Raw genomic sequence first — 907 nt, forward strand, 5'->3', positions numbered from 1 at the left:
ACCTTGGAGTCTTTCATGCCCGCCAGGTGCTGAATCGCCCCGCTGATGCCTACCGCAATGTACAGGTCGGGCGCGACGATCTTACCGGTCTGACCGACCTGCATGTCGTTAGGCACAAAGCCTGCGTCGACCGCCGCGCGGGAGGCTCCGATGGCGGCGCCGAGCTTGTCGGCAATGCCGTCCAGCAGTTTGAAGTTCTCACCGTTGCCCATGCCGCGGCCGCCGGAGATCACCACCTTGGCACCGCCGAGTTCTGGACGGTCGCTCTGCGCCAGCGCTTGCTTCACAAAGCTGGACTGAGTGTTTTCCACCACGGTATCGACGGCTTCGATCGTTGCACTGCCGTTACTGCCCACCGCATCGAAGCCGGTGGTACGCACGGTGATGACTTTCAGCGGGTCATCGCTTTTCACCGTGGCGATGGCGTTACCGGCGTAGATGGGGCGCAGGAAGGTATCGGCACTTTCCACACCCAACACATCCGACAGCTGGCTAACGTCTTTTAGCGCGGCAAGACGCGGCAGGATGTTTTTGCCGGTGGTGGAGGCACTGGCCAGCACGTGGCTGTAGTCATCGGCCAGCGCGACCAGCAGCGCGCCCAGCAGCGCGCCCATGGGCTCGGCAAGCTGGTGGGCGTACACGGCGTTATCGGCAATACGTACTTTGTTGACGCCGTCGAGTTTTGCAGCGGCGTCTGCCGCTGCCTGGACGCCTTCGCCAGCGACCAGAATATCAATCTCACCACCGATGGCCTGAGCGGCCGCGACTACGTGGGCGGTGGCGCCCGCCAGTTGGCCTTCATGCAGGTCGGCAAGTACCAGAATGCTCATGAGATCCGCTCCTATTAAAGCACCTTGGCTTCGTTTTTCAGTTTGTCGATTAGCTCGTCTACCGAGGCCACTTTGAT

The 907-nt window shown here is 61.4% G+C and carries 1 protein-coding gene; it reads right to left on the bottom strand.

The window, feature by feature from the left end:
• A partial coding sequence (locus tag ACUN8H_RS18725) for an electron transfer flavoprotein subunit alpha/FixB family protein (protein WP_445533544.1) occupies positions 1–830 on the bottom strand: 830 nt, incomplete at its 3' end.
• Positions 831–907: the final 77 nt, after the last annotated feature.

This window comes from Vreelandella sp. V005 (assembly GCF_052645115.1).